This is a genomic window from Variovorax sp. GW822-FHT04A09 (assembly GCF_058801005.1).
In genome coordinates this window covers 206,833-230,697 of the sequence record NZ_JBXAMV010000005.1, presented here as the reverse complement: position 1 = coordinate 230,697, position 23,865 = coordinate 206,833, and the positions used below count along the sequence as shown (strand labels likewise).

The window sequence follows — 23,865 nt, the reverse complement described above, 5'->3', positions numbered from 1 at the left end:
TTTCGAAGGCAGGCCTTTTTTTTGCCCTTTTTATTTCGAATTCTCTCCATGGGCGGTCGCGCCCGGGAAAGTGCTGTTTTGCCAAGGAAGTGCAGCCTCTGTGTTCGTCTGGCCGTTGAGCGCAGGGGAAGCGTTTGACGGGAGCCCCTTTTCGACGGCAATGACTGTGTTCAGAGGGGCAATTCCCGGCGGCAATCAACCCATTGGCTCCGGCCGTTCTGCTGAATAGCGCCGTTCAGCAGCGCATCGCCGTCGGCCGGTTCGCCGCGATTGGTCCGCCTCGGCGCGCGGAATTGGTCCTTGTCCCGCACCGTGCGGCGTCGGAGCATGCAGGCCATAGAACACCGAGACAAGCACGACATGCAGAGCGCCGCTTCCCATTGCCCGCCATCGACCGTCGCACGCGCCGAAGTCCAGGCCCTGCGATCCTCGAAGATCCGCGAGGTCGCCAATGCGGGCATGGACCGCAAGGACATCCTGCCTTTCTGGTTCGGCGAGCCCGACGAGGAGACGCCGGACGAGATCTGCGGCGCTGCGATCGCCGCCCTCGAGAACAGGCGCACCTTCTACGTCCAGACGCTGGGCGAGCCCGCGTTGCGCGAGGAGATCGCCCGGTACCTGTCGCGCTGGCATGGCCCGATCGGCGTTGAACGGGTGGCGGTGACGAGTTCGGGCACGCATGCGCTGATGCTGGCCCTGCAGGCGCTGCTGAACCCCGGCGACCGCGTCGTGGCCGTGACGCCGTTGTGGCCCAACCTGGTCGAGATGCCCAAGGTGCTGGGTGCGCACGTCGAGACCGTCGCATTGCAGTTCACCGCGGCGGGGTGGGTGCTCGACGAGCAGCGCCTTCTGGAAGCGCTTCGGCCGGGCACCCGCGCGCTGCTGCTGAACGCGCCCAACAACCCGACGGGCTGGACGCTCTCGCGCGAGATGCAGGAAGCCATCCTCGCGCACTGCCGGCGCCTGGGCATCTGGATCGTCAGCGACGATGTCTACCAGCGCATCAGCTTCGATGCGCCGTGCGCGCCGTCCTTCCTGGACATCGCGACGCCCGAGGACCGGGTCATCAGCTGCAACTCCTTCTCCAAGGCCTGGCGCATGACCGGATGGCGCCTGGGCTGGATCGTCGTGCCGCCGGCGATGCTGGGCGACATCGGCAAGCTGATCGAGTACAGCAGCACCTGCGCGCCGCCCTTCGTCCAGGCGGCGGGGGTGGTCGCCCTGGCGCGCGGGGAAGATGCCATTGCCCGGACGGTCGAGCGGTTGCGCCAGGGCAGGGACCATCTGGCGGCGCGCCTGGGGAGCGTGCCGGGGGTCGAGCTCGCCGCGCCCGCCCGCGGCGCGATGTACACCTTCTTCCGTGTCGAAGGCGTGACGGACAGCCTCGCGTTCTGCAAGCAGCTCGTGGCCGAGGCCGGGCTGGGGCTGGCGCCCGGCGTGGCCTTCGGCCCCGAGGGCGAAGGCTACCTGCGCTGGTGCTACGCCAGCGGCACGGCGCGCCTGGACGACGGCGTTCGCCGCCTGGCCGCCTACCTGGAACACCACCCAACCACACGATGAGGATGCGATGAACACCCAAGACATTGCGAGCGCCCTTTGGCAAGCCATGGAGGACGGACGCCACATGCCGTCGGAATGGGCCGGGAAGTTCTCCCTGCAGCAGGGCTACGAAGTGCAGCTGGCCCTGTTGCACAAGCGCCTGGCCAGGGGCGAGCGGCAGACGGGCTGGAAGGTCGGCCTCACCGCCGAGGCCATGCGCGTGCAGCAGCAGGTGCACGAGCCCTGCTTCGGCTATCTGCTGGAAAGCGGCCGGCATGCGAGCGGCCAGGCCTATCGCTTTTCCGAGCTGATCGCGCCGGGCTTCGAGAACGAGCTGTGCCTGACCATCGGCAAGACGCTGCGCGGACCCGGCGTGAGCCTGGAGGAGGTCGCTGCCGCCGTGACGCACGCGGCGCCGGCCCTGGAGATCGTGGAGGTCCGCGGTCCGTTTGCCGGCAACCTGGCGCTGGCCATGGCGGACAACGCGCAGCAAAAGGCCTATGTGACGGGGGCGGCCGTGCCGCTGACGGCAGACAACCGCGACCTCGCCGGCGCCAACGTGACGGTGCAGGTCGATGGCGCCGTCAGCGAGACGGCCTCCGGCTCGGCGGTCATGCAGGGCGGCGGGCTGCTCTCGGTGCTGTGGCTGGCGAACAAGCTGGCCGAATTCGGCCTGGCCCTCGAGGCGGGGATGCAGGTGATGTCCGGCTCCTTCACACGGCAGTACCGCGCCTCGCAGGGCATGCGGGTGCATTCCTCGTTCGACCGCTTCGGCACGGTCGCCGCGAACTTCATCTGAGGCAAGAGGTCGCCATGGATCTGGGTATCAAGGGCAAGACGGCGCTGGTCTGCGCCGCGAGCAAGGGGCTGGGCCGGGCATGCGCGTTCGCGCTGGCGGAAGACGGCGCATCGCTCACCATCGTGGCGCGCGGTGCGCAGGCGCTCGAGGCCACCGCCAACGACATCCGCGAGGCCACCGGCGTGCACGTGCGCACGGTGGCCGCCGACGTCACGACGGTGCAGGGGCGGGCGCTCGTCCTCGAGGCCTGCCCCGCGCCGGACATCCTGGTGACCAATGCCGCGGGGCCCAAGCCGGGCGACTTCCGTCAATGGACGTGCGACGACTGGATGGTGGCGCTCAACGCCAACATGCTGACACCTATCGAGCTGATCAAGGCGACGGTGGACGGCATGATGGATCGCGGCTTCGGCCGCATCGTCAACATCACCTCGTCCTCGGTGAAGGCGCCCATCGACATCCTGGGCCTGTCCAACGGCGCGCGCAGCGGGCTCACCGGTTTCGTGGCGGGCCTGGCGCGGCGCACGGCGCATCGCAACGTCACCATCAACAACCTGTTGCCCGGTTCGTTCGCCACCGACCGCCTGCGCGCCACGGTGGAGGCTGCCGCGGCCGGGTCGGGGCGCTCGTTCGAGGCGGAGCAGACCGAATGGCAGGGCCGCAGCCCGGCCGCGCGCTTCGGCGATCCGGTGGAGTTCGGCCGTGCCTGCGCCTTCCTGTGCAGCGCCCATGCCGGCTACATCAACGCACAGAATCTGCTGCTCGACGGCGGGGCCTATCCCGGGACCTTCTAGGCGAAGCGCCAGCACCGTTCAAAAGGAACTCACTTGAGCGACCCCCAACGACAACAGGGCAGGCAGATCGTGTCTGCCACCGGCATCGAGAAACGCTTCGGCGCGCTGGACGTGCTGCGCGGCATCGACCTGTGCGCCCACGAGCACGACGTGGTCACGCTGATCGGCGCCAGCGGCTCGGGCAAGAGCACCTTCCTGCGCTGCCTCAACCTGCTCGAAGTGCCCGACGCCGGCACCGTCGCCATCGATGGCGAAGAGATCCGCATGCGCCGTTCGTCGGCAGGGCAGGCGAGCCCTGCCAGCAAGAGCCAGGTGAACCGGTTGCGCGCGGGCATCGGCATGGTGTTCCAGAACTTCAACCTGTGGAGCCACATGACCGTGCTGGAGAACGTGGCCATGCCGCCCATGAAGGTGCTGGGGCTGTCGCGCCGCGAAGCGACGGAACGGGCCGAAGCACTGCTGGCGAAGGTCGGGCTCGGCGACCGGCTGCGGCACTACCCGGCCCACATCTCGGGCGGCCAGCAGCAGCGCTGCGCCATCGCCCGCGCGCTGGCCATGGAGCCCAAGCTGCTGCTGTTCGACGAGCCCACGTCGGCGCTCGACCCCGAGCTCGTGGGCGAGGTGCTGAAGGTGATCCGCCTGCTGGCCGAGGAGGGGCGCACCATGGTGATGGTCACCCACGAGATGGCGTTCGCACGCGAGGTCTCGACCGAGGTCGCCTTCCTGCACAAGGGAAAGATCGAGGAACGCGGGGCCCCGGCCGACGTGTTCGGCAACCCGCGCAGCGAGCGTTGCCGCAAGTTCCTCGACAGCGTTCTGTAGCCACGACATCACGAACCAAGAACTGGAGACGAAATGAAGAAATGGTTGTTCGCAGGCCTGCTGGCCGCGTGCTCCGTCGCCGCCATGGGCCGCGAGATCAAGGCCGGGGTGCAGTGCACCTATCCGCCCTTCAACTACCGCGATGCGTCGGGCGAGCTGAAGGGTTTCGAGATCGACATCGCCCGCGAGATCGGGCGGCGGATGAACGCCAACGTGCAGTTCGTCTGCCTGGGGTTCGACGGGCTGATTCCCGCGCTGCTTTCCAGGAAGATCGACATCGTCGCCTCGAGCCTGTCGATCACCGAGACGCGCAAGAAGAGCATCGACTTCTCCGTTCCCTACCGGGCCTCGACGGCGCGCTTCGTGGGCCGCAAGAACGGGGGGCTGCTCCCGATGAAGCCCGACAACACGCCCAACGCCGGCGCGCTCAAGGGCAAGGTGGTGGGCGTGCAGCGGGCCACCACGAACGACAGCTACCTTGCGGGCGAGTTCTCCGGCGTCGAGATCACGCGCTACGACTCGGCCGAGAACATGCTGCTGGACCTCGTGGCCGGCCGCATCGACCTCATGCTCGTGAGCCCCATGAAGGTTCGCACCGACTTCCTGGAGAAGCCGGAAGGGCGCAACTACGAGTTCGTCAGCCCCGAGATCGAGGCGCCCAAGTACCTGGGCGAAGGCGTGGCCGTCGGCTTGCCCAAGGGGGCCACGGCGCTGCGCGACGAGATCAACGCGGCGCTCAAGGGCATGTTTGCCGACGGGACCTTCAAGGCGATCAACCAGAAGTACTGGAGCTTCAGTGTGCTGCCTGCAGTCTGGCACTGACGCCGTCGTGCCGCCGAATCCGCTCATCGATTTCTGACGACACCATGGACATGTTCAACGGCTGGGGGCCGACCATCGCGCAGGGCGCCTGGACGACCGTGGAGGTGGCGCTGGTGTCGTCGGTGTTCGGCATCGCGCTGGGGCTTCTGGGCGCGGCGGCGTGCCTGTCCCGCTTCAAGGCGGTGCGCTGGCTGGCCGAGGCCTACATCACGGCGATACGGGGCATCCCGCAACTGCTGCTGATCCTGATGGTGTACTTCGGCAGCACGGTGGTCTTGAGCCGGCTGCTCGCGCTGGTCAGGCCCGACGCGGGCATGGTCGAGATCCCGCCGTATCCGGCGGGTGTGTTTGCACTGGCACTGATCTTCGGCGGCTACGCCTCGGAGGTGTTCCGCGGCGCGCTCACGGCCATTCCCCGCGGGCAGGTGGAGGCCGGCATGGCCGTGGGCATGGGCACCCTGCAGATCTTCTTCGTGATCCAGTGCCCGCAGATGCTGCGGCTGGCGCTGCCGGGCCTGGGCAACATCTGGATCTCGACGCTCAAGGACACCTCGCTGATCTCCATCGTGGGGCTGAGCGAGCTGATGAAGGCCTCCGAACTGGCCACCAGCGACACGCGCCGCGCCCTGTTCTTCTACCTCAGTGCCGGCGCCATCTACCTCACGCTGACCGTGCTGAGTTCGCTCGTGCTGCATCAGCTCGAGCGCCGCGGCGCCCGTGGTGAAAGGACGGCCTGACCATGGATGTCGAACTCATTGTCGAGAGCCTTCCGGTGCTCTGGCAGGGCGCGCTGCTCACGCTGGAACTCTTCGCGATCACGATGGTGCTCGCGACGCTGCTGGCCGTGCCGCTGGCCATCGTGCGCGTCCAGAAGGCCTGGTGGCTGCGCTGGCCCGTCGAGGTGTTCTCGCAGGTCTTCCGGGGAACGCCGCTGCTGGTGCAGATCTTCATCGTGTACTACGGCATTGCCCAGATCGATGCGGTGCGCGACAGCTGGGCCTGGCCCTACCTGCGCAAGCCCTATTGGTGCGCCGTCATCACCTTCGTGCTGAACACGACGGCCTACGCCGTGCACATCTTCCGCGGGGCGATCCAGGCGGTGCCGCACGGGGAGGTCGAGGCCGGGCAGGCTTTCGGACTGTCCTTCGGTGCGCTGTACCGCCACGTCATCCTTCCGCGGGCGATGCTGCTGGCGCTGCCGGCCTACGGCAACGAGGTGATCAAGACGATCAAGCGCACGTCGCTGGCCAGCGCCATCACGCTCTCGGAGCTGACGGGCGTGGCCAACACCCTGGTGGCGCGCACCTTCGCCCCCTACGAGATCTTCATTGCGGCCGGGTTGATCTACCTTGCCTTCGCGTTCGCCGCCAACCACCTGGTGCGGCGGCTGGAGCACCGCATGTCTCGCCATCTTCGCCACTTGCCGGCGCAGCACGGCACCGGGCCCATGCCCACTTGATCCAGGAGACCGCGTGTCCACTTCTTCCGTTCCCGAGTCGGCCATGGCCGAATTCCTCGCCTTCGCCCATGGCCTGGCCGACGCCAGCGGCGCCATCCTGCGCGAGAACCTGTACAGCCGCAGGGGCTTCGAGTCCAAGGAGGACGACAGCCCCGTCACCGTCGTGGACAAGCATGTCGAGCAGACGCTGCGCACGCTGATCCGCCACCGCTATCCCTCGCACGGCATCCTCGGTGAGGAGTTCGAGGGCCAGGACCTCGATGCCGAGTACGTCTGGGTGCTCGACCCGATCGACGGCACCAAGGCCTTCATCACGGGCATTCCCATCTACGGGACGCTGATTTCGCTGGCGCGCCACGGCACGCCGATCATCGGCGTGATCGACCATCCGATCACCAACGACCGATGGGCCGGGGCGCAGGGCCAGCCGTCCACCTTCAATGGCCAGCGCATCCGCAGCCGCGAGTGCCCGTCGCTGGCCGACGCGCTGGTGTCGTGCAGCAACCCGGAGCCCTTCGGGCCGCGCGAGCGCGAGGCGTTCGAGACGCTGCGCAGCGCCGCCAAATGGTGCGTGTACGGATCGAGCTGCTATGCGTACGGCTGTATCGCCAACGGAACGATCGACATCGGCATCGATTGCGGCCGCCACCGCGAGGTCGACTACTGCGCGCTGGTGCCGGTGATCGAAGGCGCCGGCGGCGTCATCACCGATTGGGAGGGGCGTCCGCTCACGATCCATTCCGGCAACCGGCTGGTCGCGTCGGGCAACCCCCGCCGCCACGAGGAGGTCCTGCGCATGCTTGCGGGCGCCTAGCGCGGGCGACCGGGCCGTATATTCGAAGGCCGCCGCAGCCTGTCCGGCACGGGCGGCATGGAGATCTCGTATGCCGCGGCACTTCAACTACCCGACCTGGAGTTCGCTCTCGCTGGACCGCAGCGGGTCCGATCCGCTGCACGTCCAGGTGTTCGAGCAGATCCGCCAGGCCATCGTGCAGGGCCGGATCTCCAAGAACTCGCGGCTGCCGCCCACCCGCCAGCTGGCCGCGGAACTCGGCGTGTCGCGCAACACCGTGGTCCTGGTCTACGAACGGCTGCTGGCCGAGGGCTATGTCAGCGGCCGCGTCGGGGCGGGCACCTACATTGCCGCCGTGCTGCCCGAGGAGTGCAGCGCGCCGGCCGGGGCACCGTCGAACGCACCTGTCGCCGCGCCGGCGCCCCGGCACATCTCGCGGCGCGCGCAGGCAATGTCCGAGCTGGCGCTGCCGCCCGAGCGCAATGCCACGTTCGACCTCAGCCCGACCGTGCCCGCGCTCGACCAGCTGCCGTTCGAGCAGTTCGCCAAGGTCTCGTCGCAGTACTGGCGCTCGGCGCCGGCTGCGGAGCTGGGCTACGGCTCGCCGATGGGGCTGCCCGAACTGCGCCAGCAGATCGCGGACTATGTGGGCGAGGCACACGGCATTTCCTGCCTGCCGGACCAGGTGCTCGTGGTCGACGGCACGACGCAGGGCTTCGTGCTGGCAGGCCAGGTGCTGACCGACCACGGCGATCGCATCATCGTGGAAGACCCGGGCTACATCACGCGGCTTGCCGCCTTGATGGGCTTCGGCGCGGACCTGGTGCCGGTGCCCATCGACCTGCAAGGCCTGGACAGCAGCCGGTTCGACAGCCATGCGCCCGACGCGCGGCTGATCGTGGCGTCACCCACCAACCAGTTCCCCTTCGGCAGCACGATGCCCCTGGAGCGGCGCCTCTCGCTCCTGCAGTGGGCGCACGAGCGCAATGCCTGGGTGATCGAGTACGACTTCAACAACGCCTTCCATTTCCGCGGCAGGCCGCTGCCTCCGCTGGCGGCGCTGGACCATGGGGGGCGGGTCATCTACATCGGGAACTTCAACCGTTCCATCTCGCCCGCGCTCAACCTGGCCTACCTGGTGGTCCCGCCCGACCTGGCGGACGCTTTTGCCTGCGCCACGCAGATCTTCTCGTTCAAGGCCTCCATGCCGACCCAGGGCGTGGTGGCCGACTTCATGGCGAGCGGGCAGTTGGCGGCCCACATCCGGCGCATGGGCGTGCGCTATCGCGAACGCGCGCAGCTCATGGAGCACTGCTTCAGGACGCTGGTGGGGCGCGATTTCGAGCTGTCGACCACCGGCTCGGGGCTGCACCTGTCGGCCATCTCGCGCACGCCGATCGACGATGCGGCGGTCTCCCAGGCGCTGCTGGCGCACCGCATCGATGTGCCCGCGATCTCCGCCTATTGCCTGAGCGAGCAGGTCCGCACGGGCTTCGTCTTCGGCTTCGGCAACACGCCCGCCGAGCGGATCGCCCCGGCGTTGGCGCTCTTTGGCAGTGCGGTCGCGAACGCCTGACGGCCACCCGCTTCCCCTCAATTGTTTCGAATCCGTGAACACCGCGGTTCGTTTTGCTACGGGTTTTTACCTAGATCGAGGCGCACAATTCATCTCACGGACCAGCCCTCAAAGCTGATCTGGGTGAACAGGGCCCCGAGCGAGGTGGCCGCCCTCCGAAAAAGAACAGAGGGGCGGTGACCCACCCAAGACCGGTTCGACATCCGAAGCAAGAACTTGAACTGAATTGAAGAAGGAAGAAATCCAAATGACCGCCTCGAAGATCCTCTCCGCCGTTGCTGTTGCCCTGATGGCCGTTGCCGGCGCCGCCCATGCCGAAAGCTATGAAGGCGTGCATCAACTGACCTCGGCCGCCAGCCGCGCCGATGTCGCCGCCCAAGCCGTCGTGGCCGCGCACAGCGCCAACCCCTACGCCACCGGCGCCAATGCAGGCCCCGCACAAGTGATCGTGTCGACCGCCAGCCGCGCCGCCGTGCGTGCCGACGCTGTCGCCGCCGCACACAGCGCCGACCCGTACGCCGAAGGCGCTTCGTCGGGCGTGGCCCCGATCGTCGCCAGCACCGTCGACCGCGCTGCGGTTCGCGCCGCAGCCCGCGCTGCCGCCCACGGCGACGCACTGCCGCTGTAAGCAACAGTCCGAACGCTTCGCCGACGGGATCGGCGAGCGTTCCAGGTCTTCATGAAAGCCGGCCCTGCCAACGCAGGGCCGGCTTTTTTCATGGGCCATGACCGTGAATTCTTGGCCGAAAGTCACATTGCCTTGGCCTTGCGCATCCCTCATGATTTGGGCGCGGGAGGGATGGCCGCCAGAGCGCATGCTTTCGCATTAACGCATCGCCGTGGTGCGGACACGCGAGAATCGAGCGTCGTTCCGACCGCGAAAAATGAAAGCACGATCCGTCGCCAACCAAGCGACGACCCACTACGCATGGCCCTCACTCTCGACCCCGAAGACACGCGCGGACGCATCCACGACCTGGTGTGGAGCGGCTTCCATGCCGATGCCGACATCGGCTGGATGATCACCGACGAGTACCTCGATCCGGATGAGCTCACGCCCGAGGACCGCGCCTGGATCAAGGCCGAAACCACGCGCGCCTGCGCCGCCAAGCGCGCCGCCGAGGCGCAGTGGCCCGCGCAGACCGAGTACGACCGGCTCGAGGCCGTGTTCGCGCAGCTGCGCAGCGAAAAGATCATCGCCCTGCACCGCGCCGGCAACACGCTGTCCGACGGGCACGACGACGTGCGCGAGCAGTGGCGTGCGGCGGGCCGGCTCGAGTCCGGCATCCGCGGCTGCTGCTTCTATCACGCACAGGACCTGGACGGCGCCGTGCGCAACGGCCGCCTGTACCTCGCCTTCAGCGGCGGCATGATCCCCGAGATCGCGCAGCGCGAAGCCAACACCGTCGTGGTCGGCCGCCGCATCGTCGAGCTGCTGCGCGACGCCGGCTTCGGCGCGCAATGGAGCGGCAACATCAACGAGCGCATCGAAGCCGACCTCGGCCAATGGCGCAAGCGAGGCCCCGCCGCGTGAGTGCGCAGGCCTGGCAGCCGCCGCGCCGCATCGACGCGATCGACTTCTGGCTGCGCTCGCGGCTGCTCGCCACGGCCCACGCCCTGCGCGAAACCCTGCGGCCCTCGGCCCGGCGCTGGCCCACAGGCCAACACGCACTGGCCGACGCGCCCGTGCTCGCGCAGCACCGAACCCCCTTGTGGTCCGACGGCCGGGCCGATGAATTCCCGCTGGTCGCCGGCAAGGTGCACAACCTGCGCGTGGCGCGGCCGGCCTTCGACGCCATCGAGGTGCCGGCCGGCGAGGTGCTGAGCTTCTGGCGCCAGCTGGGGCGACCGGGCGCCGGGCGCGGCTTCGTGGTCGGGCGCGAGGTGCGCGGCGGCTGCGTGGTGCCGACGCTGGCCGGCGGGCTGTGCCAGCTGTCGAACGCACTGGCCACCGTGGCCGTGCGCGCGGGCTTCGAGCTGGTCGAGCGCCACGGCCACACGGCGCGCATCGAGCAGGCCGGCGCGCCGGACGGCGACGCCGTCGATGCGACGGTGTTCTGGAACTACGTCGACGTGAAGCTGCGCGCCCGGCACGCCTGGCGGCTCGAAGTGGCATTGACCGACACCGAGCTCGTGGTGCGCATCCGCGCGCGCACGCCGCGGGCGGTGCCGGCCGAGCCCGTCACGCTGCGGCGCACGAACGACGACGCGCCCACCGCGCTGCCGCTGGCGCGCGGCTGCCTGAGCTGCGACCAGACGGCGTGCTTTCGCCACCGTCCGCCGGTCGATGTCGGCGCCGAAGGGCGCACCGCCGTGCTCGTCGATGGCTGGACGCCGGAGTTCGCACGCCACCTGCGCGAGGCGCATCCGCAGGCGCAGCGCATGCAGCCCGTGCCGCTGCGGCTTGCGTTCTGGCGCGTGCCTGCTGCCGGCTGGCATCGCGAGCCTGCGACGAACGCAGCGGTGACCACCGCGTGGGCCGCGAGCCTGCGCCGCGCCGTGTGGCAGCGGCTCTGGGCGCGGCAGGCAGGCCGGCGCCAGGCCAGCTTGATCGACGGCCAGCGCTGGCTCGCGCAGGCCTTTGCCGCGCGGCTGGCGCCTGCGCACACGCACCTGGTGGTCGAGCAGTCGCTGCTGCCGCACCTGCAGCGCCTCGGCGTGCTCGACGGGCGCCGCATCACCGTGCTGGCCAGTGCCTTGCCGATGGTCGACATTGAAAAGAAGCTCGATGCCGCCTCGCAGCGCTGGCCCGGCGACGCTACCTTGCGCGACTTCCGCGCCGGTGCCTCGCTGGTGCGCGATGAAGCGCTGGCGCTCGCGCGCGCGGCAGTCGTCGTCACGCCGCATGCCGCGGTGGCGCAGGCCATGGCGCAGTACACGCCGCAGGCCACGCTGCAGCGGATCGACTGGGCGCTGCCGCAGGTGAAGGCCACGCACGGCAAGCGCGAAGAACCGCCGCTCGTCGTGTTCGCCGCCAGCGCGCTGGCGCGCAAGGGCGCGCGTGAACTTGCTGCCGCGCTGCAAGGCTGGCCGTGCCGCCTGCGCGTGCTGGGCGCGCCATCGGACGACGCGCGGCTCTGGCGGGGCATCGAACCCATTGAACACATGAACTGGCAAGGCGACTGGCTGGCCGGTGCGAGCGTCGTCGTGCTGCCCGCGCACGTCGAGCACGCCCCGCGCGCATTGCTGCGCGCCGTGGCGGCCGGCGTGCCCGTGGTGGCATCGACGGCCTGCGGCCTGGCCGGCGTGCCGGGCGTGCACGAGGTCGCACCCGGCGACATCGACGCACTGCGCACCGCATTGCAGCAGGCCGCCCGCCTGACCTGAACGGAGAACAACCCCCGTGGCATCGATCGAACAGGCCCGCGCGGCCCTGGCTTCCCATGGCGCGCTGGCGCCGCAATCCGCCGCCGAGCACTGGCACGGCGAGCTGGCGCTGCCCGCCGCCCTCGCCACCTTCTACGAACAGGTCGGCCCGCTCGGCGAGTGGGTCAACGAGCGCGTGGGCTACGCGGGCCTCACGGTGCCGACCACCGGCAACCCGTTCAGCATTCCCGCGCTCTCGCGCCTGTGGCAGTTGCAGGCGGGCTACCGCTGGCACGGCATCACCGGCGAGCGCATCGCCGACTGGCCCGACCATTGGCTGGTGGTGGCCGACCAGGGCGCCGATCCGTTCATCTTGGACCTGCGCACCGGCGCGATCCAGTTCGCGATGCACGGCACGGGCGCCTGGGAGGAAGACGAACCGCTTTTCGCCGACATCTTCGAGATGGCCGCCTGCCTGGGCACCATCGGCCAGGTGTGGGACGAAGCGGGCGACGCCATCTTCACCGACGAGGACGACTGCGAGGTCGACCCGGTGCACCGCGCGCGCCTGGTCGAGCGCCTCGTGCCGCTGCTGGGCAGTGCCGCGGCGGCCGAAGGCATCGTCGACGTGTTCGGCTGGTAAGGGAAAAAAGAAAAACACATGAGCATCGACCTGCAGACCCTCAAATGCGGCGAGTGCGGCAGCAGCGCACTGCGCCGCACCGGCCTGAACGAATACACCTGTTCGCACTGCGGCTCGATGTCGCTGGTGGAAGACGACGTGTCCGACCGCCTGGAGCGCGTGCTTCAGCAGGTCAAGCACCACGCCGGCCAGCAGATCGCCGCTGAACAGGCGCTGCGCCAGAAGCAGATGCTGCGCACGGTCGGCTTCGTCGTGATCGGCTTTCTCGGCGTGGCAGTGGCCGTCCAGGTCGCGATGCTGCTGTTCGGCTCCGGCAAGCGCAGCGATACGCCTTCGGTGGCGCGCGCGATCGTCGATCGCACCATCGCGACCGACGGCCTGAAGCTCTCCGAGCCGCGCCAGGTGCTGGTCGGCGAGCGGCCGAAGCTGCTGGTGCTGGCGCGCAACGAGACCGGCCGGCCGCTCGAGCGGCCCGGCCTGAAGGTGGTGTTCCACGACGGCGACACGCGGCTGAACGAGCGCAACGAATCCCTGCCGATCGATGTGCTGATGCCCGGCGAGTCCGCGCCCGTGCTGGTCGACCTGCCCTTGGGCCAGAACGTCACGCGGCAGGACGTGACGGTCGAGAAGCTGTCCGAACCCCGCAGCGCTGCCGAAGGGCCGCGCCTGGCGTTCTCGCGCGTGCGGCTGGTGCAGCAGGGCGAGCGCGTGCGCCTGGTCGGGCGCCTCGTGCATGCGGGCGCCGCGGGTGCGCCGGCGTTCGGCAGCATCGAGGCGCTGGTCACGCTGTACGACGACGCGGGCCAGGTGATCGGCGTCGGGCGCGGCCATGCGCCGGGGTCCGAGCTGGCGCCCGGCGCACGCACGGCGATCGATGTCGATCTCAGCCGCTTCGGCCGCGGCGCCGCCATCGCGGCGTGGGACTACCGCATCGGCTACCGCACCGTCACGCCCTCGGGCGCGCGCACGACGGTGCTGAGCGCCGACCGCGTGATCCGCACGGCCGGCGCGCCGGAGGCCTTCCACCCCGACCTGCGGCTGGGCACCGAAGACCTGCTGGCCGACGACAGCGAGCGCTTCGACCCGCGGCAGCTCGAACTGCTGCCACTGGTGGCGGGGCGCAGCACGATCCAGCGGCCGCTGTTCATGACCGAGCTGGTGAACCGCAGCACCGACGCCATCGCCATCGCGCCCGGCGCCGTGATCTCGCGCTTCGGCGGCAGCACGGCCGACGGCACCACGCGCCTCGATGCGCTGGCCTCCCTGTACCCGGGCGAGCGCTTTCCGATCCTGCTGGAGCCCAAGGCCGTGGACCGCATCACGCAGACCCGCGTCGAGTGGAAGCCGATGCGCCGCGCCGCATTGCCCGGCCCGCGCAAGCCGCTGGAGGTGCAGGTGACGGGCACGCAGGCAGGCACCGGCAGCGTGCTGCTCAACTTCAGCCAGCGCTTCACCTACAAGAGCGTGGAGGTCACGGGCACGGTGAAGAACCCCGGCACGGCCATCGCGGCCAAGGTGCGCCTGTGGGTGAGCCTGCGCGACCGCAACGACCAGCTGACCGGCTTCAAGCTGATCGAGAACCTGCCGGCCATTGCGCCGGGCGAGAGCGTGCCCTTCCAGGTCCACGTGACGCAGCACGGGCGCGATTTCGCGAGCGTCGCGACGCTATACCAAACCGAATAGCCCCGCGCGCGACGGCATCGGGCGGTTCGCGCCATGATCGCGCCATGATTCCGCTTTCGATCCTCGACCTTTCCCCGATCACCGAAGGCAGCGATGCCGCGCAGTCGTTCCGCAACTCGCTGTCGCTGGCGCAGCACGGCGAGAAGCTGGGCTACACGCGCTACTGGCTGGCCGAGCACCACGGCATGCCGGGCATCGCGAGCGCGGCCACGGCCGTGCTGCTGTCGCACGTGGGCGCGGGCACCTCCACCATCCGCATCGGCGCCGGCGGCGTGATGCTGCCCAACCACTCGCCGCTGGTGATCGCCGAGCAGTTCGGCACGCTGGAGTCGCTGTACCCGGGGCGCGTCGACCTGGGCCTGGGCCGCGCGCCCGGCTCCGACCAGCGCACCGCGCGCGCCCTACGGCGCAACCTGGAGTCGGACGCCGACCAGTTCCCGCAGGACGTGATGGAGCTCATGGACTTCATGTCGAAGAACCCGCAGCAGGCCGTGCGCGCCGTGCCCGGTGCGGGGCTCGAGGTGCCGGTGTGGATCCTGGGCTCGAGCACCTTCGGCGCGCAGCTGGCGGCGCACCTGGGGCTGCCGTATGCCTTTGCCTCGCACTTCGCGCCGCAGCAGATCATGCAGGCCATCCAGATCTACCGCGAGACCTTCAAGCCCTCGGCGCAGCTGCAGAAACCGTACGTGATGCTGGGCTTCAACGTGTTCGCGGCCGACACCGACGCCGAGGCCGAGTTCCGCGCCACCTCGTGGCAGCAGGCCTTCGTGAACCTGCGCAGCGGCCGCCCGGGGCGCCTGCCGCCGCCGGTGGAGAACTACCGCCAGAAGGTCGGCCCGGCCGAGAACGCGCTGCTCGACTCGGTGCTGTCGTGCTCGGCGGTGGGCTCGGTCGAGACCGTGAAGCAGGGCGTGGAAGCGTTCGTGGCGCGCACCGGCGCCGACGAACTCATGATCACCTCGCAGGTGTTCGACCACGCAGCCCGGTTGCGCTCCTACGAGCTGCTGGCCGAAGCGTTCGGCCAGAAGAAGTAAGACGCTGTCCTAGGCCCGCTTGCGGGCTTCCTCGTCCACGAGGTCTTTCTTCGAGAGCTTGCCCACGGCGGTCTTGGGCAGCTCGGCGCGGATCTCGAGCGCGCCGATCATCTCGTGCTTGCCCAGGCGGTTCTTCAGGAAGGCCTTGAGCGCGTCGAGCGTGAGGTCGTCCGCGCCGTCCTTCAGTTTCACGAAGGCCTTCGGCGACTGGCCCCGGTACTCGTCCGGCACGCCGATCACGCAGACCTCGGCCACCGACGGGTGTTCGTACACCGCCTCCTCGAGCACGCGCGGGTACACGTTGTAGCCGCCGCACAGCAGCATGTCCTTGGTGCGGTCGACGATGTACAGGTAGCCGTCGGCGTCCATCTTCGCGACGTCGCCGCTGCGGAAGTAGCCGTCGGCGGTCATCGACTCGGCGGTGGCCTTCGGGTTGTTCCAGTAGCCCTTCATGACGTTCGGGCCCTGCACGCACAGCTCGCCGGGCTCGCCGAACGCGGTCACGTCCTTCGTCGGGTCGTCCAGGCTCACGAGCTTGATGCGCACGCGCGGCAGCGGCATGCCGCACGAGCCGGCCTTGCGCACGCCGCGCGCGGGCGTGAAGGTGCCCACGGGCGAGGTCTCGGTCATGCCCCAGCCTTCGTTGAGGTGGCAGCCGGTGAGTTCGAAGAAGCGCTGCTCCACCTCCACCGGCAGCGGCGCGCCGCCCGAGCCGCAGAACTTCAGCGAGCGCAGGTCCATTTCTTTCGCCTTGGGGTGCGCAAGGATGGCGGTGTACATGGTCGGCACGCCGGGGAACACGCTGATCCGGCTGGCCGCGAGCTCGTTCATCACCGCGTCGACATCGAAGCGCGTGTGCAGCACCAGCGCCGCGCCCAGGCGCACGCCCAGCAGCATCGCGGCGCTGAGCGCGAAGATGTGGAACAGCGGCAGCACGACCAGGAAGCGTTCCTTGCCTTCGTCGAGGATCGGCGGCTCGCCGCGCGTCGATTCGTAGTACTGCGCCGAGGCCGACGTGAGGTTGGCGTGCGTGAGCATCGCGCCCTTGGGCAGGCCGGTGGTGCCGCCGGTGTACTGCAGCACGACGATCTCTTCGGCCAGGTCGCCCAGCGGGTAGGTCTGGTGCGTGCCTTCGCTCTTGAGCAGGTCGGTGAAGCGCACGTGCCGGTCGTCGGTGGGCACCGGTGCGATCTGGCCGGCGGCCTGCAGCTGCGCCTGCACCTTGTCGCCCGCCGCGCCGTAGTCGCCGAGGCTGCCGACCACCAGCGTCTTCAGGCGCGAGCTGTCGAGCAGGCGCGCCATCAGCGGGTAGAGGTTCACGAGGTCGAGCGTGACGAGGATGTCGGTGCGGCTGTCCTCGATCTTGTGGGCCAGCACGCGCTCGGCGTCCAGCGGCGAGTAGTTCACCACCGTGCCGCCGGCCTTGAGCACGGCGAAGAAGGCGATCGGGTAGTGCGGCGTGTTCGGCAGGTACAGGCCGACATGCACGCCCGGCTTCACGCCCAGGTCCTGCAGGCCCTTGGCGGCGCGGTCGACCGCTGCGCCGAGCTGGGCGTAGGTGAGGACCTGGCCCATGAACTCCACGGCCGAATGGCCGGGCCAGCGCGCGACCGCTTCGTCGAGCATCTGCTGCACCGGCTTGACCGGCAGGTCGGCGTCCCAGCGCATGCCGGGCGGGTAGTTGCGCGTCCAGGGGGTGGGGTCGCCAGAAAGGGAAGGGGTCGCCATGCGTGTTGTCTCCGCTGTGTTTCGGGGCACTGTAGCGCCGGCCTTTCGCATCGTGGAGTGGCGGCTGACAAGCCGGCGACACGGGTTTTCCCGATTTCCCACACGCCGGATGCCCCTGTCGCCGGGCTGGGACAATGGCGGGCTTATGGCAAAACAACGGATCGTGGTCGGGCTGAGCGGCGGGGTGGACTCCGCGGTCACCGCGCACCTGCTCAAGCAGCAGGGGCACGAGGTGGTCGGCATCTTCATGAAGAACTGGGAAGACGACGACGACAGCGAATACTGCTCGTCGAACATCGACTTCGTGGACGCCGCCAGCGTGGCCGACGTGCTGGGCATCGAGATCGAGCACGTCAACTTCGCCGCCGACTACAAGGACCGCGTGTTCGCCGAGTTCCTGCGCGAATACAAGGCCGGCCGCACGCCCAACCCCGACGTGCTGTGCAACGCCGAGATCAAGTTCAAGGCCTTTCTCGACCACGCCATGCGGCTGGGCGCCGAGAAGATCGCCACCGGCCACTACGCCCGCGTGCGCCTGAACGAGGCCACGGGCCGGCACGAGCTGCTCAAGGGGCTGGACAACTCGAAGGACCAGAGCTACTTCCTGCACCGCCTGAACCAGGCGCAGCTGTCGAAGACGCTGTTCCCGGTCGGCGAGCTGCACAAGACCGAGGTGCGCCGCATCGCGGAAGAAATCGGCCTGCCCAACGCCAAGAAGAAGGACTCGACCGGCATCTGCTTCATCGGCGAGCGGCCGTTTCGCGACTTCCTGAACCGCTACATCTCCAAGGAGCCGGGCCCGATCAAGGACGACCGCGGCCGCAAGCTCGGCGAGCACCAGGGCCTGAGCTTCTACACGCTGGGCCAGCGCCAGGGGCTGGGCATCGGCGGCGTGAAGGAGAAGGGGGCACAGCGCGGCGCGGGCGACCATTCGCCCTGGTTCGTGGCGCGCAAAGACGTCGAGAAGAACACGCTGTGGGTGGTGCAGGGGCACGACCATCCGTGGCTGCTGTCGTCCGAACTGAAGGCGGACGATGCGAGCTGGGTCGCCGGCGAGGCGCCCGGCGCGGGCGCCTACGGTTCGAAGGCGCGCTACCGGCAGGCCGACGCGGCCTGCGAACTGGGCGAGGGCGCCAACGGCGCGTTCAGCCTGCGCTTCGGCGCGCCGCAATGGGCGGTCACGCCGGGGCAGTCGGCCGTGCTGTACGACGGCGAACGCTGCCTCGGGGGCGGCGTCATCGTCTGAACAGGCCTCAGCGGGGCTGCCGCACGCTGTCTTCGGTGTGGATCAGCGCGAGCGGATGGCGCTTGCCAGCGAGGTAGTCCTCGACACAGCGCAGCAGCAGCGGGCTGCGATGGCGCGCCGCGCTGGCACGGATCTCGTCCACGCTCATCCACAGCGTGCGCACGATGCCTTCATCGAGCGCACGACCTTCTTCGCGCGCGCCCAGTTCGCCGGTGAAGGCAAAGCGCATGTAGGTCACGTCGGGCTGCTCGGCCGAGCGCGCCATGTACACGCCCAGCAGCGCGGTCGGCGTGAAGGCGTGGGCCGTTTCCTCGAGCGTCTCGCGGATGCAGCCGTCCTCGGGCGACTCGCCGGGGTCGAGGTGGCCGGCCGGGTTGTTGAGCTTCAGGCCGTCGTCGGTCTGCTCTTCGACAAGCAGGAAGCGGCCGTCTTGCTCGATCACCGCGGCCACGGTGACATTGGGTTTCCAGCGTGTGGGCATCGTGGGCGCGAGTCTATCGGCATCTCGGCTATCGCACGACATAGCCGCTGAAGCGCCAGATGCGGTCGGCGTCGAGCCGGAAGCTCACCAACTCGCGCAGGGTGCGGTGGGGTTGATTGCCGAAGCGGGTCTCGTACTCGACGCTGACGTACTGGCCGGCCGCATCGGCGTCCGGGTCGGTCACGACCTGCCGGTGCACGGCCACCCAGGTGCGCTGCTGCGGTCCGCCGAGCGGGGCGCGGCTCCTGGCCACCTTGCTGGCGAAGTCGGTGCGGGTGATGCGCTTGCGGGTGGCGGGCGTGGCGCCGTCCCACAGTTCGCCGGCCTCGTTCCGGTCGATCATCTGGATCGCCTGCAGGCCGCCGCGCACCATGTCGCTGGCCTCGACGTCTTCAGCGAGGGCGGGGAACAGGCCGCTGCACAGCAGGAGCAGTGCGGCCAGGAGGAGCCGGGGCATGGGGAAGGGCACTTGTTCGGACGGAACAAGTTGGAGGCCGACGGGGAGGAGGGGTTCCCCGCCTGGCCTGCCGGGGCGTGCGCTCAGCGCGCGTTGGAAGCTGCAGCGGCGGGCCGCGTGTCGACCTCGATGGTTTCCAGTCGGTAGCCCAGACCGTACACGGCCAGCAGCAGGAAGCCGTTCGACGGACGCAACTCGAGCTTGGTGCGCAGGCGCGACACGTGGGTGTCGAGCGAGCGCGACAGCGCCTCGACCCCCAGCCCCCAGACCGCCTCGTGCAGGTGCTCGCGCGAGAGCAGGCGCCCCAGGTTCTGGAACAGGAAGAGCGCGAGTTCGTACTCGCGGTTCTTCAGCTCGACCAGCTCGCCGTGGACCCGGATGGTGCGCGAGGGCGGAAAGAAGTGGTACGGGCCGAACACCATTTCGGGCTCGTTGCGCGAGGGGTAGGCGCGGCGCAGCAGGGCGTTGATGCGGGCCTCGAACTCGATCGGGCGCAGCGGCTTGGCCATGAAGTCGTCGGCGCCGACATTGAGGCCTTCGACCATGTCGCTGTCGTCGTGGTGCTCGGTCACGAACAGGATCGGCATGCGGCTCTTGTAGTCCTGCCGGATCGTCTTGACGACGTCCGGGCCGTTCATGTCCGGCAGGCGCCAGTCGAGCACCAGCAGGTCGAAGGTCTCGCGGCGCATGGCGTGCAGCAGCGCCTTGCCGGCGGCGTACGTGTGGCACTCGTGACCGAGGCTCGCCATGGATTGGTTGATCAACCGGAGTTGGTCCGGCTCGGTGTCGAGTACTGCAATGCGCATTCCATTCCCTTGTTCCGCCCTGTGTGGACCTCTATGTGTCCGCAATATGAATCGAAGTGTATCTATCTGCGTCTGAAATCATTGCTGTGAATTGCTATTAATTCACGCAAATTGATTTTATGTATGTGGTTCAATTGCTAATTGAACCCAATTGGTGTTAGTTGATTGCAATCTAGAGCCAGAGCGAGCGAAGGCGCCACAAGCGCTTCTGCGGCGGTCACCCGTGTTTCCCCCGGGGTCGCACCGGTCGCCAATTTGCTATCAATTAAATAGCTACATGTGCAGTGCCTGCGGGCGTTGAGACGCAAAAAGAACGCGGCATTCTGGCGACAGGTGCGCTTGTAATCTTGCTGTAAGCTCTGCCCGCAATCCGTGCTGCCCCTTCCCCCTGAGGAGAACTCTATGTTGATAGGCGTGCCTGCCGAGACAGCGGCTGGCGAAACCCGAGTGGCCGTTACACCCGAAACGGTGAAGAAACTGGTGGCCTCCGGGCATACCGTGCGTGTGCAGGCCGGTGCCGGCATTGCAGCCAGCGTCACCGACGCGGCGTACCAGACGGCAGGCGCCGAGATCACCGATGCGGCCGGGGCGCTCTCCGCCGACATGGTGCTCAAGGTGCGCACGCCCAGCGACGCCGAAGCGGCGCAGCTGAAGGCCGGCGCGGTCGTCATCGGCATGCTCAATCCTTTCGACGCGGCCGGCCTGCAGCGCCTGGCCGCCGCGGGTGTCACGGGCTTCGCGCTCGAAGCCGCGCCGCGCACCACGCGCGCCCAGAGCATGGACGTGCTCAGCTCGCAGGCCAACATCGCCGGCTACAAGGCCGTGATGATCGCGGCCGACAGGTACCAGCGCTTCTTCCCCATGTTGATGACCGCCGCCGGCACCGTGAAGGCCGCGCGCGTCGTCATCCTGGGCGTCGGCGTGGCCGGCCTGCAGGCCATTGCCACGGCCAAGCGCCTGGGCGCCGTCATCGAGGCCTCGGACGTGCGTCCGAGCGTCAAGGAACAGATCGAGTCGCTGGGCGGCAAGTTCATCGACGTGCCCTACGAGACGCAGGAAGAGAAGGACGCGGCCGAAGGCGTCGGCGGCTACGCCCGCCCGATGCCCGCCAGCTGGCTCACGCGCCAGCAGGCCGAGGTCGCCAAGCGCGTCGCGCTGGCCGACGTGGTCATCAGCACCGCGCTCATCCCGGGCCGCGCCGCGCCCACCCTCGTCACCGAGGACATGGTCAAGTCGATGAAGCCGGGCTCGGTGATCGTCGACATCGCGGCCGGCAAGGGCGCCGACGGCATCGGCGGCAACTGCCCGCTGTCGGAGGCCGACAAGACCGTGGTCAAGCACGGCGTGACCATCGTCGGCGAGACCAACCTCGCGGCGCTGGTGGCGGCCGACGCGTCGGCGCTGTATGCGCGCAACGTGCTCGACTTCCTCAAGCTCGTCGTCACGAAGGAAGGCGCGCTCAAGATCGACCTCGAGGACGACATCGTCGCCGCCTGCCGCGTCACGCAGGACGGCCAGGTCACGCGCAAGTAAGAGCAGGCTGCCTTCCATGAATCGCACCATGCTCCGCGCGAAGCTGCATCGCGCCACCGTGACCGAAGCCGACCTGCACTACGAGGGCTCGTGCGGCATCGACGAAGACCTGCTCGACGCGGCCGACATGCGCGAGTACGAAAAGATCGAGCTGTACAACGTCAACAACGGCGAGCGCTTCTCGACCTACATCATCAAGGCGGCGCGCGGTTCGGGCGCCATCTCGCTCAACGGCGCGGCGGCGCGCAAGGCGCATGTGGGCGACCTGCTCATCATCTGCACCTACGCCCCCATGACCGAGGCCGAAGCCGCCGACTACAAGCCGAAGGTGGTGCTGCTTGGCGATGCCAACCGCATCAACGAAGTCAAGAAGCTCTGACAGAGCCCGGGACCAAGAGACAGAGACCGAACGAGGAGAACACAACACCATGGAAATCGTTTCGCACACCGTCATCAACCTGACCATCTTCGTGCTGGCCATCTACGTCGGCTACCACGTGGTCTGGACCGTCACGCCCGCGCTGCACACGCCGCTCATGGCCGTGACCAACGCCATCTCGGCCATCGTGATCGTGGGCGCCATGCTGGCCGCCGCGCTCACCACCACGCCGCTGGGCAAGACCATGGGCGTGCTCGCCGTGGCGCTGGCCGCGGTGAACGTCTTCGGCGGCTTCCTGGTCACGCGCCGGATGCTCGAGATGTTCAAGAAGAAAGACAAGAAGGCCGCCCCCAAGGCCGCTGAGGGAGCCGCCAAGTGAGCATGAACCTCGTCACGCTGCTGTACCTCGTTGCCAGCGTCTGCTTCATCCAGGCCCTGAAGGGCCTGTCCCATCCCACCACTTCGATCCGCGGCAACATCTTCGGCATGACCGGCATGGCGATCGCCGTGCTGACCACCATCGCGCTGGTTCACGGACAGGCGCGCGCCCTCAACGTCGACTTCACCACCGGCATCGCCTGGGTGCTGGCCGCCGTCGTGGTCGGTGGCGGCCTGGGCGCCTTCATGGCCAACAAGGTCGAGATGACCAAGATGCCCGAGCTGGTCGCCTTCATGCACAGCATGATCGGCCTGGCCGCGGTGTTCATCGGCGTGGCCGCGGTGGCCGAGCCCTGGGCCTTCGGCATCACGGCCGCACCCGTGGCGGCTGTCGTCGGTGCGCGCACGCCCGACGGCGCGGTCCTCTTCGAGGGCTTCGTGCGCCATGCCATTCCCTATGGCAACCGGCTCGAGCTGTTCCTGGGGGCGGCCATCGGCGCCATCACCTTCAGCGGCTCGGTCATCGCCTTCGGCAAGCTCTCGGGCAAGTACAAGTTCCGCCTGTTCCAGGGCGCGCCGGTGCAGTTCTCGGGCCAGCACATGCTGAACCTGGTGCTGGGCCTGGCGACCATCGCCCTGGGCCTGGTGTTCGTGGCCACCGAAAGCTGGCCGGCGTTCTTCGCCATGCTGGCGCTGGCCTTCGTGATGGGCGTGCTCATCATCATCCCGATCGGCGGCGCCGACATGCCGGTGGTGGTGTCGATGCTCAACAGCTACTCGGGCTGGGCGGCGGCCGGCATCGGCTTCAGCCTGAACAACGCGATGCTGATCGTGGCCGGTTCGCTGGTGGGCTCTTCGGGCGCGATCCTGAGCTACATCATGTGCAAGGCCATGAACCGCTCGTTCTTCAACGTGATCCTGGGCGGCTTCGGCGGCGAGGCGACCACGGCCTCCAGCGGCGACAAGGAGCAGCGCCCGGTCAAGAGCGGCAGCGCCGACGACGCGGCCTACATGCTGTCCAACGCCGAGACGGTGATCATCGTGCCGGGCTACGGCCTGGCCGTGGCGCGCGCCCAGCACGCCGTGAACGAACTGGCCGAGAAGCTCACGCACAAGGGCGTCAAGGTGAAGTACGCCATCCACCCCGTGGCCGGCCGCATGCCGGGCCACATGAACGTGCTGCTGGCCGAGGCCGAGGTGCCCTACGACCAGGTGTTCGAGATGGAGGACATCAATGGCGAGTTCGCGCAGGCCGACGTGGCGATCATCCTGGGCGCCAACGACGTGGTGAACCCGGCCGCGCTCACCAAGGGCACGCCGATCTACGGCATGCCGATCCTGGAAGCCTACAAGGCCAAGACCGTCATCGTGAACAAGCGCTCCATGGCCGCCGGCTACGCGGGCCTGGACAACGAGCTCTTCTACATGGACAAGACCATGATGGTCTTTGGCGATGCGAAAAAAGTAGTGGAAGATATGGGCAAGGCCATCGAATAGGCCGAAGGTCCGTGCCCGCGATGCGGGCCTGATCGTCGCGGCGCCTCACGTGCGCCGTTTTCGTTTTTAAAAACTCATCCGACTCCGAGG

The 23,865-nt window shown here is 68.5% G+C and carries 24 protein-coding genes; 20 read left to right on the top strand and 4 right to left on the bottom strand.

Annotated features, from left to right (window positions below):
• Nucleotides 1-360 precede the first annotated feature (360 nt).
• From AC1RLW_RS24455 to AC1RLW_RS24385, 15 genes are all read left to right on the top strand, one after another.
• Nucleotides 361-1,560, top strand: a complete 1,200-nt coding sequence (locus AC1RLW_RS24455) for a pyridoxal phosphate-dependent aminotransferase (RefSeq protein ID WP_493195464.1) — start codon at nucleotides 361-363, stop codon at nucleotides 1,558-1,560.
• A gap of 7 nt (nucleotides 1,561-1,567) precedes the next feature.
• A complete protein-coding gene (locus AC1RLW_RS24450; protein WP_493195463.1) occupies nucleotides 1,568-2,338 on the top strand; it encodes a 2-keto-4-pentenoate hydratase in 771 nt (256 codons plus the stop codon).
• Between the two features lie 14 nt (nucleotides 2,339-2,352).
• Entirely contained in the window at nucleotides 2,353-3,132 is a 780-nt protein-coding gene (locus AC1RLW_RS24445; protein ID WP_493195462.1) for an SDR family oxidoreductase, read from the top strand.
• Nucleotides 3,133-3,165: 33 nt separating this feature from the next.
• Nucleotides 3,166-3,954 (top strand): ABC transporter ATP-binding protein, encoded by a 789-nt coding sequence (locus AC1RLW_RS24440; RefSeq protein WP_070063414.1) that lies wholly within the window; start codon nucleotides 3,166-3,168, stop codon nucleotides 3,952-3,954.
• Between the two features lie 33 nt (nucleotides 3,955-3,987).
• Nucleotides 3,988-4,776: a transporter substrate-binding domain-containing protein gene (locus AC1RLW_RS24435; protein WP_095950686.1), complete on the top strand. Its 789-nt coding sequence runs from the start codon at nucleotides 3,988-3,990 to the stop codon at nucleotides 4,774-4,776.
• A gap of 44 nt (nucleotides 4,777-4,820) precedes the next feature.
• The gene (locus AC1RLW_RS24430; protein WP_062480466.1) at nucleotides 4,821-5,513 is read left to right on the top strand and encodes an ABC transporter permease; all 693 of its coding nucleotides are present in this window, start codon (nucleotides 4,821-4,823) and stop codon (nucleotides 5,511-5,513) included.
• A gap of 2 nt (nucleotides 5,514-5,515) precedes the next feature.
• Complete coding sequence (locus AC1RLW_RS24425; protein ID WP_062480468.1) at nucleotides 5,516-6,235, top strand: ABC transporter permease; 720 nt, start codon at nucleotides 5,516-5,518, stop codon at nucleotides 6,233-6,235.
• Nucleotides 6,236-6,248: 13 nt separating this feature from the next.
• A complete protein-coding gene (locus tag AC1RLW_RS24420) occupies nucleotides 6,249-7,049 on the top strand; it encodes an inositol monophosphatase family protein (protein ID WP_218005417.1) in 801 nt (266 codons plus the stop codon).
• Between the two features lie 70 nt (nucleotides 7,050-7,119).
• On the top strand, nucleotides 7,120-8,604 hold the full coding sequence (gene pdxR, locus AC1RLW_RS24415) for a MocR-like pyridoxine biosynthesis transcription factor PdxR (RefSeq protein ID WP_493195461.1): 1,485 nt from the start codon (nucleotides 7,120-7,122) through the stop codon (nucleotides 8,602-8,604).
• 247 nt (nucleotides 8,605-8,851) lie between these two features.
• Nucleotides 8,852-9,232, top strand: a complete 381-nt coding sequence (locus AC1RLW_RS24410) for a hypothetical protein (RefSeq protein ID WP_062480474.1) — start codon at nucleotides 8,852-8,854, stop codon at nucleotides 9,230-9,232.
• 300 nt (nucleotides 9,233-9,532) lie between these two features.
• Nucleotides 9,533-10,138, top strand: coding sequence for a DUF6891 domain-containing protein (locus AC1RLW_RS24405; protein WP_307696902.1), 606 nt, complete (start codon nucleotides 9,533-9,535; stop codon nucleotides 10,136-10,138).
• Nucleotides 10,135-11,931 (top strand): VanW family protein, encoded by a 1,797-nt coding sequence (locus AC1RLW_RS24400; protein WP_493195460.1) that lies wholly within the window; start codon nucleotides 10,135-10,137, stop codon nucleotides 11,929-11,931. Before AC1RLW_RS24405 ends, AC1RLW_RS24400 begins: the two co-directional genes overlap by 4 nt.
• Nucleotides 11,932-11,947: 16 nt before the next feature.
• Entirely contained in the window at nucleotides 11,948-12,553 is a 606-nt protein-coding gene (locus AC1RLW_RS24395; protein WP_493195459.1) for a hypothetical protein, read from the top strand.
• Nucleotides 12,554-12,571: 18 nt separating this feature from the next.
• Nucleotides 12,572-14,236 carry an FxLYD domain-containing protein gene (locus tag AC1RLW_RS24390; protein ID WP_493195458.1) on the top strand — a complete coding sequence of 555 codons (1,665 nt, stop codon included), beginning with the start codon at nucleotides 12,572-12,574 and terminating at the stop codon, nucleotides 14,234-14,236.
• Between the two features lie 44 nt (nucleotides 14,237-14,280).
• Nucleotides 14,281-15,270 (top strand): LLM class flavin-dependent oxidoreductase, encoded by a 990-nt coding sequence (locus AC1RLW_RS24385; protein ID WP_307636121.1) that lies wholly within the window; start codon nucleotides 14,281-14,283, stop codon nucleotides 15,268-15,270.
• 9 nt (nucleotides 15,271-15,279) lie between these two features.
• Here the strand turns inward: AC1RLW_RS24385 and AC1RLW_RS24380 are convergent, their stop codons facing one another.
• Complete coding sequence (locus tag AC1RLW_RS24380) at nucleotides 15,280-16,998, bottom strand: long-chain-fatty-acid--CoA ligase (RefSeq protein WP_493195457.1); 1,719 nt, start codon at nucleotides 16,996-16,998, stop codon at nucleotides 15,280-15,282.
• A gap of 145 nt (nucleotides 16,999-17,143) precedes the next feature.
• On the opposite strand from AC1RLW_RS24380, the gene mnmA reads away from it, so the two are divergent.
• Entirely contained in the window at nucleotides 17,144-18,244 is a 1,101-nt protein-coding gene (gene mnmA / locus AC1RLW_RS24375) for a tRNA 2-thiouridine(34) synthase MnmA (RefSeq protein WP_493195456.1), read from the top strand.
• A 7-nt stretch (nucleotides 18,245-18,251) separates the two neighbouring features.
• On the opposite strand, the gene AC1RLW_RS24370 is transcribed toward mnmA, so the two are convergent.
• The 3 genes from AC1RLW_RS24370 to AC1RLW_RS24360 all read right to left on the bottom strand — a co-directional run bounded on the left by AC1RLW_RS24370 (nucleotide 18,252) and on the right by AC1RLW_RS24360 (nucleotide 19,988).
• Nucleotides 18,252-18,725: an NUDIX hydrolase gene (locus AC1RLW_RS24370; RefSeq protein ID WP_493195455.1), complete on the bottom strand. Its 474-nt coding sequence runs from the start codon at nucleotides 18,723-18,725 to the stop codon at nucleotides 18,252-18,254.
• 28 nt (nucleotides 18,726-18,753) lie between these two features.
• A complete protein-coding gene (locus AC1RLW_RS24365; protein WP_493195454.1) occupies nucleotides 18,754-19,182 on the bottom strand; it encodes a DUF4019 domain-containing protein in 429 nt (142 codons plus the stop codon).
• 83 nt (nucleotides 19,183-19,265) lie between these two features.
• Nucleotides 19,266-19,988, bottom strand: a complete 723-nt coding sequence (locus AC1RLW_RS24360; protein WP_062481504.1) for a response regulator transcription factor — start codon at nucleotides 19,986-19,988, stop codon at nucleotides 19,266-19,268.
• 402 nt (nucleotides 19,989-20,390) lie between these two features.
• Here AC1RLW_RS24360 and AC1RLW_RS24355 point away from each other — a divergent pair, with 402 nt between their 5' ends.
• From AC1RLW_RS24355 to AC1RLW_RS24340, 4 genes are read left to right on the top strand one after another with little or no spacing between them, the layout of a single operon-like run.
• Complete coding sequence (locus tag AC1RLW_RS24355; RefSeq protein WP_139702225.1) at nucleotides 20,391-21,521, top strand: Re/Si-specific NAD(P)(+) transhydrogenase subunit alpha; 1,131 nt, start codon at nucleotides 20,391-20,393, stop codon at nucleotides 21,519-21,521.
• Nucleotides 21,522-21,537: 16 nt separating this feature from the next.
• Complete coding sequence (gene panD, locus AC1RLW_RS24350; protein ID WP_062481508.1) at nucleotides 21,538-21,900, top strand: aspartate 1-decarboxylase; 363 nt, start codon at nucleotides 21,538-21,540, stop codon at nucleotides 21,898-21,900.
• Nucleotides 21,901-21,949: 49 nt separating this feature from the next.
• Nucleotides 21,950-22,279 (top strand): NAD(P) transhydrogenase subunit alpha part 2, encoded by a 330-nt coding sequence (locus AC1RLW_RS24345; RefSeq protein WP_062481510.1) that lies wholly within the window; start codon nucleotides 21,950-21,952, stop codon nucleotides 22,277-22,279.
• Nucleotides 22,276-23,775 carry an NAD(P)(+) transhydrogenase (Re/Si-specific) subunit beta gene (locus AC1RLW_RS24340; protein WP_307636118.1) on the top strand — a complete coding sequence of 500 codons (1,500 nt, stop codon included), beginning with the start codon at nucleotides 22,276-22,278 and terminating at the stop codon, nucleotides 23,773-23,775. The genes AC1RLW_RS24345 and AC1RLW_RS24340 overlap by 4 nt, the downstream gene beginning before the upstream one ends.
• Nucleotides 23,776-23,865: the final 90 nt, after the last annotated feature.